This window comes from Streptomyces sp. NPDC104313 (genome assembly GCF_055583985.1).
Genome location: NZ_JBVJMW010000015.1, coordinates 176,998 through 185,291, shown reverse-complemented (window position 1 = coordinate 185,291; position 8,294 = coordinate 176,998). Strand labels below are relative to the sequence as shown.

Genomic DNA, 8,294 nt, shown 5'->3' with positions numbered 1-8,294 from the left:
AACGTGACCGCGACGAACAGACTTACCAGCGGGGCGAGTTGATACATCATTCCGATGCCGGGTCGCAATACACGAGCTTCCGGCTCGCCGAGCACCTGGACGCCGTCGGTATCGCGGCCTCGATCGGCTCGGTCGGCGACGCCTACGACAACGCCCTCATGGAGAGCACGATCGGCCTGTTCAAGACCGAGCTGATCAAGCCCCGACGCCCATGGAAGACGCTTTCCCAGGTCGAACTCGCCACTGCCGAGTGGATCGACTGGTACTGCCACCGCCGACTACACGGCGAAATCGGGCACATCCCACCCGCCGAATACGAAACCAACTACTACCTCACAACCACGAAACCCCAGGTCACAACCACAATCTGAAGTCTCTACCGAACCCGGAACGGTTCAGGGGTGTGCCGTCGGGTGCGGCGATGACCTGCGCATTCATGCCGTGTTTCTTGTGTTTCTGGGAGTAGTACGGCTCGTCGGCCGCGATCCGGTCTGTGGGGATCAGAGTGCCGTCCACGATCACGAAGTCGTCCTCGCCCCGGCCGGTCAGGGCCTCGGACAGGCCAGGTGCCCAGGCAGCAAGGACATCGACGGTCTCGTCCACGTACCGCCAGGCTGTCGCCTCGGAGATGCCGAACCCGGCGCCGAGCTGCGTGAACGTCTCGTTCTTGCGCAGGTGGGCGAGCGCGAACAGGGCCTGTTGGAAGCAGTCCAACTTCCGCCAACGAGTGCCTTGTTCACACCTTCGGGCGTAGATGAGCCACGAGACATGCTCGACCAGCTCGTGCGGGACATCGAGCGTGGAAGGATACGGAACCAACGAAGCCCCCCGGCCGTCGGCGTGTTGAGTGAGATCACCACACCAACGACGAGAGGCTTCGCCACGTCACCGCCCCTGACCGGCCGGGTTCACCCGACAGCCCAGGATGAAAGAGGTTCAGTCACTCCCTGTGTCATCTTCCACGGCGCTGCTCGCGCATGGCGAGCGCGACCCTCCACCAGAATTGCGCTGTCTTCAGATCAGCCGGTCGCCGACGCATATTCACCACGTCCAGGAACCTCTCGTTCACCCAGGAGTCTGTGGTGGAGGCCCGAGATATCCAGTCCGACATCCGTCGGGCCAGCTCATAGCCTCTAGGGTACGGACCCGTGACGTGCGGTTGAGCCAGGTCAGCGAGCGTGGAGACCTCCCAGGCGCCGTCGACGACCACCTTGACATGGCTGAAGTACCCCCAGGCAGGTTCATGAAGCCCCGCCCCCTTGTGCAGGTACGCAGCCAAACAGGATGCGTGCAGGAGTGCGCTGGTCATGCCCTGTCCGTACACGGGGTTGAAGCTGGCCACCGCGTCGCCGACCACGAACAGGCCTCCGGGCAGCCGGTCCATCGCCCACCATCGCCGCCGCAGCGAATGCGCCATGCTGTACGTCTGGACGTCGCCGACCATCTCGCACTCGTCCGCCACCACTCCGAATGGGGCAGCGTCCAGTTCCCGCATCCGCTTGACGAACTCACCGCTGTCCCGTGTCGGACGGCGGTCAGCATACGCGGCGATCACGACCATCCATTGACCGTCTTCAACTGCAGCCATGGCCGCAGTGTCGGGTTGTTCAGCCGCCATGGCTGTCACCGTCGGCAGCTGATGGGCCACGATCACACCAGGCAGTTCCCCTCCCCTGCGGAATCGAGCTGTGGCGTAACCAAGATCAATCCGCATCCGGTCGATCGGCGGCACCCCCCAGCCCGCCTCCTCCAGCCACGTGCTCAGCCGACTCGACCGCCCCATCGCATCGACGACCGCGTCTACCTCCAGCGTTTCCACTTCATCCGAACCGGCAAGGCGTAAGCAGACACCGTTAACCCGCCCTCCATCCACAACGATCCCCAATGCCTTGCCGGCGACCACCTCGACATAGTCGTCGGCGAGCGTGAGCCGACGTATGTGCTCCTCAAGTAGTGTTCGGCTAACTCCGATGAGCTCGTTGCCTGGAACATCGACCTTGCGCACGCCATCCACAAACAGCTGGATCTCGCTCCCCGACCCCAGCACCGCACCGTCAACCGCTAGGCCCCGGGTCAGCCCCGGCCACCAACGGTCGGCCTGCGTTCGCCCCATGTCCAACAACGCGTGGAGCTGATCGCTCTGTGGCACACCCCTCCTGGCAGTGCCAGTCGCCAAGTCATCCGGCTCGATAATCGTGACGCGAACCCCGGCGCTCCGCAGAGACCTCACCGCGGCAAGCCCTGCGATGCTTCCACCCAGGACAACTACGTGTTGCATTATCTTCTCTCTCCTTCAACGCGCCTGGCCTCAAGCGTAGTTGCTGCCTGCCCATTGCATCCCGGACCGCTGTCGAGCATGCCCAGTAACTGCGACAGCTTGATCCTTACCCGTGTGACTTCAGTGGACGTCAAGTCCGATCTTCCTCGGTTCGTGATCGCTCGATCGTGATACTGATCGCCGTGCTGACCCTCCGATGGTCATGTTCATGGCTAAATTCGGGCCACGGAGCGAGAGCCGCACCCCAGCGACATATCGGACGAGCAGTGGGCGTTGATCCAGCCGATGATCACGGCCTGGAAGCAGGACCGGGTGGCACGGTCGGCGACTGGTGATCCCGGGGCCTGCGACCTGCGGGAAGTCGTGAACGCAATCTTCTACCAGAACCGGACGGGCTGCCAGTGGCGCTATCTGCCCCACGACCCGCTGGCCTGGTCGGCGGTGTCCTACTACTTCACGCTGTGGCGCCAGGACGGGCTCGACCAGCGGATCCAGGAACTCCTGCGCTGCCAGGTGAGGGGGAGGGCCCGGCGATTAGAGGACCCGTCCCTCGTGATCATCGACACCCAGTCCGTCCGCGCCGCAGCGGGTGTCCCGAAGACCACGACGGGACTGGACGCGCACAAGAAGGTGTCGGGCCGCAAGCGGGGACTGGCCGTCGACGCCTTGGGGCTGATCATCGGCGTCGTCGTGCTGGCCGCCTCCGCCCACGACAACGCCGCTGGCACCGCCCTGCTCGACCAGGCCGCCGAGCGGTGCGGCAACCGCCTGGAGAAGGCCCTGGTGGACCAGGGCAAGGACAAGGTCCTTAATCCACGGCACCCTGCTGGACATCGACGTCGAGATCGTCCGCTGCAACCGGGCTGGCCAGGGCAAAGGCTTCATTCCGCAGCCCAAGCGGTGGCTCGTGGAGCAGGTCAACGGCACGTTGATGCCGCACCGCCGCCTCGCCCGTGAGTACGACCACCGGCCCGACACCTCCGCCTCCCGCGTCTACTGGGCCTCGATCGCGAACATGGCCCGCCGTCTCACCACACCGAGTCCCGCCTGGCGCGACACCCTCGGGCTGGCCGTGTGAACGTCACCGCGCGCCTGGCCGCCCTCCAGGCCCAGCACGACGAGACCACCGCCCGGGCCGGCGAACTACGCGACCAGATCCGGCACTTGACCGTCGTCCTGGCCGAGACCGAAGCGCGACTCGCGGACCTGGCCACCACCGCCAAGGTCATCGCCGAACTCGCACCCGCTGGAGGCGACCCCGATCCGCCCGAGACGAACACCGCCTACCAGGCCATCGTGAATGCTTCAACCAGTACCCCGACCAGGTGTTTCGAGCCCGTGAGCTGCACGAACTCCTCGGCATGCCCACCGACGAAGCATCCGTCAACATCACCCGCAGCCGCCTCGGACGCCTCACTCGTCAAGGCTTCCTCACCCAGCCCGGACGAGGCCGCTACCAGAAACGGACTTAACGTCCACTCAGAGCCTCACACATCGGTTCTTCGACACAGTTCGGAAGGGGCCACGTGGATTCGAAGCGGGAGTTGAGCTGCGATCTCGGGGAGCATGGGTCAGTTCGCGCACTGAGCGAGGAGTGGGGCCAAGCCGTCCAAGATACGGTGCAGGCAGGATTCCAGCGCTTCAGGGTTGCCTTCGAACCAGCCGCGTGGGTTTACTGGACGATCTCGCGCATTTGCCCCATTCGACAGAAGGGCAACGTCCCCGTTCGGCGCTTGTAGGCCCGTGCCGCTCAGCGCGTCGGGAGCTCGCTCCATTCCGGCAAGCTCCCGGAACCCCAGGACCCGTGGGCCGACGATGGCCCACACACAGCTGCAGGTGTCAAGACCAGGCTTGCCTGCAAGGCACCCAAAGACCGCAGCCACACCGACGTGCTCGTCAATACCTACAGAACGAAAGATCATATTCCGTTTTGCCTGACGGACCCCGTAGGGTGTGCCTGTAGGCAACGCCAGACACGGGAGGTCACATGGCGCACGGAGCGGAAAGGCGCTCTGACCTGCTCGTCGACGCACTGGCTCTCATACGCCAGGACCGGGACGAGCGGCGCGCGGACTGTGCCGTGCTGCGCGATGAGCTTACCCAGGCTCTCGGCCGAGTCGCGGAACTTCAAGATCGACTCGCAAGCAAGGAGCACGGTTTGGAGCAGGCCGAGACGATGTACCAGTTCGTCGAGGCCCGCCTTCCTGGGCTCGGAGTCGCTGCGCAACCGGACCACACGGCGCCGCAGAGCCCTGACCCCGCGTTCCCCGCGTCGCGGATCGCGGCACCCGAGTTCTCCGTACCACAGCAGAGCCGAGATCCCGAGGGGCACTCGCAGCAGCCGAGCGACGCGCCAGCGCCACTGGACCAGCTCCAGGACGACGAGTCCAACAGCTTGCAGGACTTCGTCATGACGATCCTCGCCACCTCCGACCGCGCCATGCACGTCGATGAGGTCCTCGAGACCATCGACCTTATTCGGGCCAAGGGGCGCACGGAGAAGCTCGGAAATTCCAAGCGCCCCAGCGAGGACGTGCGCACCGCGCTCAACCGGCTGGTCGGCAAGGGGCGCGTGGAGAAGGTCGCCACCGCCACCTACGCAGTGGCCCGGGACCTGCCAGCAGCCCCGAAAGCCGAGGCTGCCTGACCTAGATACGCGCCTCTGATCAGATATGTGAGAGGGGTGGTGCCGCCGGAGTGGAGTCCGGCGGCACCGTACGTGCCCCTGATCATGGTTCACGTGTGTCCCAGTCTAATCGACTGCACGTCCACTGGGACCGCGTGGCCTAGTTCTGTATGCCATTTCACCAATCAATGGCATGGAAAGTAGGCCTTCGTGCCAGCTGCACCGCCGAATTCATCAGCATTCCTTCGAGGCGGGGTTCACAGACCCCGGCCACAGCGCGGCGTCCAGCCCGTCCTCCAGCAAGCTCACGGTGACGACGTCGGGCCAGCTGATTCCGCTGAGCAGATTGACGATCGCCTGTCGGTTGACCCCCGTGAGGGCAGCGGCCTGCCGCAGGCTCAGCCCCTGCTCCTCCAGTCTCTCCCTGAGAGTGCGTGCGAGCGCCTGGACGATCCGAGCCTGCGGATGGTCGGCCATGACCGCGTTGGGCCAAGCGTCCGGGTCCGCGGCCAGGTCCCTCGGCGTCGTACTGCGCTGGGTGCCACCGGGCATCGAGATGCGCTCCTCCAGGTTGATGTGCACTATGTCGAACAATGCGGCTATTTGTTCAGCCGATATTCGTGGTGCATCGCGCTGGAGACCGAGATGAGTCAGGCAATCCTGCGGTACCGCCCCAAGGACGCCCCTCCCGAGTGGGAGTCGGTGGCCGACGGTGTGCGGATGGTCGTCGCAACCGTCGCCGACCACGTTCCCTACCGGCTCACCACCGTGCTGGGCGTGATGGCGACCCTCGCCGTCAGCGCCGAGCGCGCGGGCCTGGCGCGCGATCCGGCTGTCTGGCTGGAGCAGGCCACCATCACCCGTTCCCTGTTGCTGAATACCGACATCGCCCCGAACAGCACGCAGACCTACGCCTCGATCCTGGCCCGCGTCCGGGAGACCCTCATCTGGGTCGAACGTGGTGAAGCCCCCCGCCCCCACCTGAGTGGTGACCGCTCCCGCGCCGAGCCCTACGGCACCAGCGACCTGACCCGTCTGGACGTCTGGTCCGACAATCTGCCGCCGGTCCCCACCGGCCGGGGCAACGGCAAGGCACTGCTGGCACTCGGCGCCGGGTGCGGCCTGGCACCCAAAGAGATCCTCACCGTGCGCGGCACCGACATCCACGTTCTGCCCAGCGACGCCGTCGTCGTTCACGTCCCGGACACCGACCGGCTCATCGTGTGCCGCTCGCTGTGGGAGGAGACGCTCGCCGCACTCGCCCGGACCGCCGGGGACAACTACCTGTACGCGCCCGACCGTCAGGTCCCCTACCCGAAGAACGCCATCAGTAACTGGGTCAAACGCACCAAGCCCGGCGACCCGAAGATTCCTGCCCTGGACACCCGACGCCTGCGCGCCACCTGGATCGTGTCTCTGCTGCGCGACCGCGTGCCGGCCGATCTGGTGGCCCGTGCGGCAGGCATGAAGACGACCGCCGCGCTCGCCCCCTACATGGCCTGGGTACCGGTGATCTCTCGGGATGCCGCCGTGCGCATGCTGCGGGGCTGGGCGTGAAGCGCCGCGGCGGGCAGCACAGGCCCGCTCCCTCACCGCACCCGTCCCAGCTGAACGACCGACTGGTGCGGCAGGTCGTCGACCTCGTCCGGGCCAGCGGAGTCCTGGACGAACTCACGGTGCTGGAAACGCGACGCCCCGGCCCGCGCGGACTTCTGTCGGAGACCGTACTGGTCGGCATGGTGCTGGCGGCACGAGAGTTGCGCAGCACCAACGTGGACGACGCCTGGGAGTGCATGCAGTTCCGTCTGCGCAAGCCCTGGATGAAGTACTTCGGGCTGGCGGAAGTCGACCGTACGAACGTGGAGGCGACGCGTGCGTCGGCGAAGCGTTTCTACGATGCCTGGTCGCGCATCACGACGGTTCTGGACCCGGCCCGCCACGACCGCCGAACCCGTATGCCGCGCGATCAGGCCGTCGTCTACCGGCGTGCCTGGCTGCACCGCAAGCACCACGACTCGACTCCTGTCCTGTCGCGGATCGCCAACAAGCTGGTGCTCACGCCTGTACGCACCGCCGTTGCCCGCGGCCTGATGGACGACTGGGCCGGTGACCTGTCGGTGGACGCCACCGCCATTCCCACCTGGGCTCGCCACAGTACGAAGCGCCGCGCCTCGCTCGAAGTGAGCGCGGGTGTCCACGTCTCCGGCGGCGGCCACCAGACCTTCGGCTACAGCGCCACACTGCTGGTCGCCGGTCACACCGAACCGTCCCTCGCCGGTCGCTACCCCCAGCTGTGCATGGGCATGTCCATGCACACACCCGGCAAGCAGATCGGTCCTCAGGCCGTACGCCTGCTCCAGATCGTCAAGCGTCTGTGGCCCGTCCAGGGATTCCTGGCCGGTGACCTCGCCTACTCCGGTGCCAAGGTCGAGAACTTCCACGACCCCGTTCGGGCCGTCGGCTACAAACCGGTCCTCGACTACAAGACCACCATGGTCCGCAAGGAGAAGAACGCCGTCGAGGGCACCGTCGCCATCGCGGGCGACCTGCTCTGCCCTCACACTCCCCAGCGGATCATCGACACCTACCACCGCATGGCCGCAGCCAAGCAGAGCAAGACCCGCGAAGAACTCCTGCCCGAGATGCTGGAAGCGGACTCCTATGTCCTGCCGCTTAAGCAGTCCGCCGACCACCGTGGTCTGGAACGCCGCCAGTGCCCCGCCGCCGGTACCAGCCCCCGCGTCACCTGCCCCTGGGCACAAGAACGCGACACCTCCGGCGCCCACCGGCGCCGCGGCCACACTCCGCGCCGTCCCGCCCGGGTGAAGCCCCCCACCATCGATCTGACCAATCGCCGGGCCAGGCAGGCCCATCCGGACGCCAGGCCGACCGTGCGCCCACCGGAACGGCCCGCCCACCAGCGTCCGGCTATCTGCCAGCAGTCCACGATCACCGTGCCGGTCGACATCATGCCCAAGCTCCGCCAGGACCTGCCCTGGGGACGGGAAGCCTGGCAGCGTGCCTACCGCAGCCTGCGTAGCCACGTCGAGGGACTCAACGGCCGTGCCAAGACCGTCGACACGTTTCTGCACTCCCGCGAGAAGCGGCAGAGCCGAGGCCGCGTCGCTCAGACCCTCCTCAGCGCCATTCAGCTCATGGTCGAGAACCTGAGGACCATCGAGTCCTTCCTGCGCGACCAGCGCCTGTGGAAGGAAGAGAACTACACCCTCGGCGACATCCCCAAAACCCCGGACCCGTACGAGGACCCTGTCAAGGAGCAAAGGACAGACAACTCCGCCCCGCCGCCCGAACCGTAAAAGCGGCGTCGGCGAAGCAGGCACACCCACATAGCCGTCAGCGCGCCGCAGGACCACCCGAGTCCTGCGGCCG

Annotated in this window: 6 protein-coding genes and 2 pseudogenes; 5 read left to right on the top strand and 3 right to left on the bottom strand. The window is 66.2% G+C overall.

Translation table 11 applies throughout. The features are described from left to right. Positions 1-371 (top strand): integrase core domain-containing protein (locus ACZ60Q_RS29530; RefSeq protein ID WP_469640558.1); only part of this gene is annotated, 371 nt, incomplete at its 5' end. Positions 372-396: 25 nt separating this feature from the next. On the opposite strand, the pseudogene ACZ60Q_RS29525 reads toward ACZ60Q_RS29530, so the two are convergent. After that, a pseudogene (locus ACZ60Q_RS29525) lies at positions 397-860 on the bottom strand (transposase family protein); the annotation flags it as partial. Between the two features lie 92 nt (positions 861-952). Continuing rightward, positions 953-2,149: an NAD(P)/FAD-dependent oxidoreductase gene (locus ACZ60Q_RS29520; protein ID WP_469640556.1), complete on the bottom strand. Its 1,197-nt coding sequence runs from the start codon at positions 2,147-2,149 to the stop codon at positions 953-955. Between the two features lie 414 nt (positions 2,150-2,563). Here ACZ60Q_RS29520 and ACZ60Q_RS29515 point away from each other — a divergent pair. Together ACZ60Q_RS29515 and ACZ60Q_RS29510 are read left to right on the top strand one after the other, a co-directional pair. After that, positions 2,564-3,356: pseudogene (locus ACZ60Q_RS29515) on the top strand (IS5 family transposase). Positions 3,357-4,265: 909 nt separating this feature from the next. After that, positions 4,266-4,925 (top strand): hypothetical protein, encoded by a 660-nt coding sequence (locus ACZ60Q_RS29510; protein WP_469640555.1) that lies wholly within the window; start codon positions 4,266-4,268, stop codon positions 4,923-4,925. 213 nt (positions 4,926-5,138) lie between these two features. On the opposite strand, the gene ACZ60Q_RS29505 is transcribed toward ACZ60Q_RS29510, so the two are convergent. Then, positions 5,139-5,498 (bottom strand): helix-turn-helix domain-containing protein, encoded by a 360-nt coding sequence (locus tag ACZ60Q_RS29505; RefSeq protein ID WP_469640553.1) that lies wholly within the window; start codon positions 5,496-5,498, stop codon positions 5,139-5,141. A gap of 51 nt (positions 5,499-5,549) precedes the next feature. Between ACZ60Q_RS29505 and ACZ60Q_RS29500 the strand changes: the two genes are divergently transcribed. Further along, positions 5,550-6,461, top strand: a complete 912-nt coding sequence (locus ACZ60Q_RS29500; RefSeq protein WP_469640551.1) for a hypothetical protein — start codon at positions 5,550-5,552, stop codon at positions 6,459-6,461. After that, a complete protein-coding gene (locus ACZ60Q_RS29495) occupies positions 6,458-8,221 on the top strand; it encodes a hypothetical protein (RefSeq protein ID WP_469640549.1) in 1,764 nt (587 codons plus the stop codon). The genes ACZ60Q_RS29500 and ACZ60Q_RS29495 overlap by 4 nt, the downstream gene beginning before the upstream one ends. The last annotated feature ends 73 nt before the right edge of the window (positions 8,222-8,294 follow it).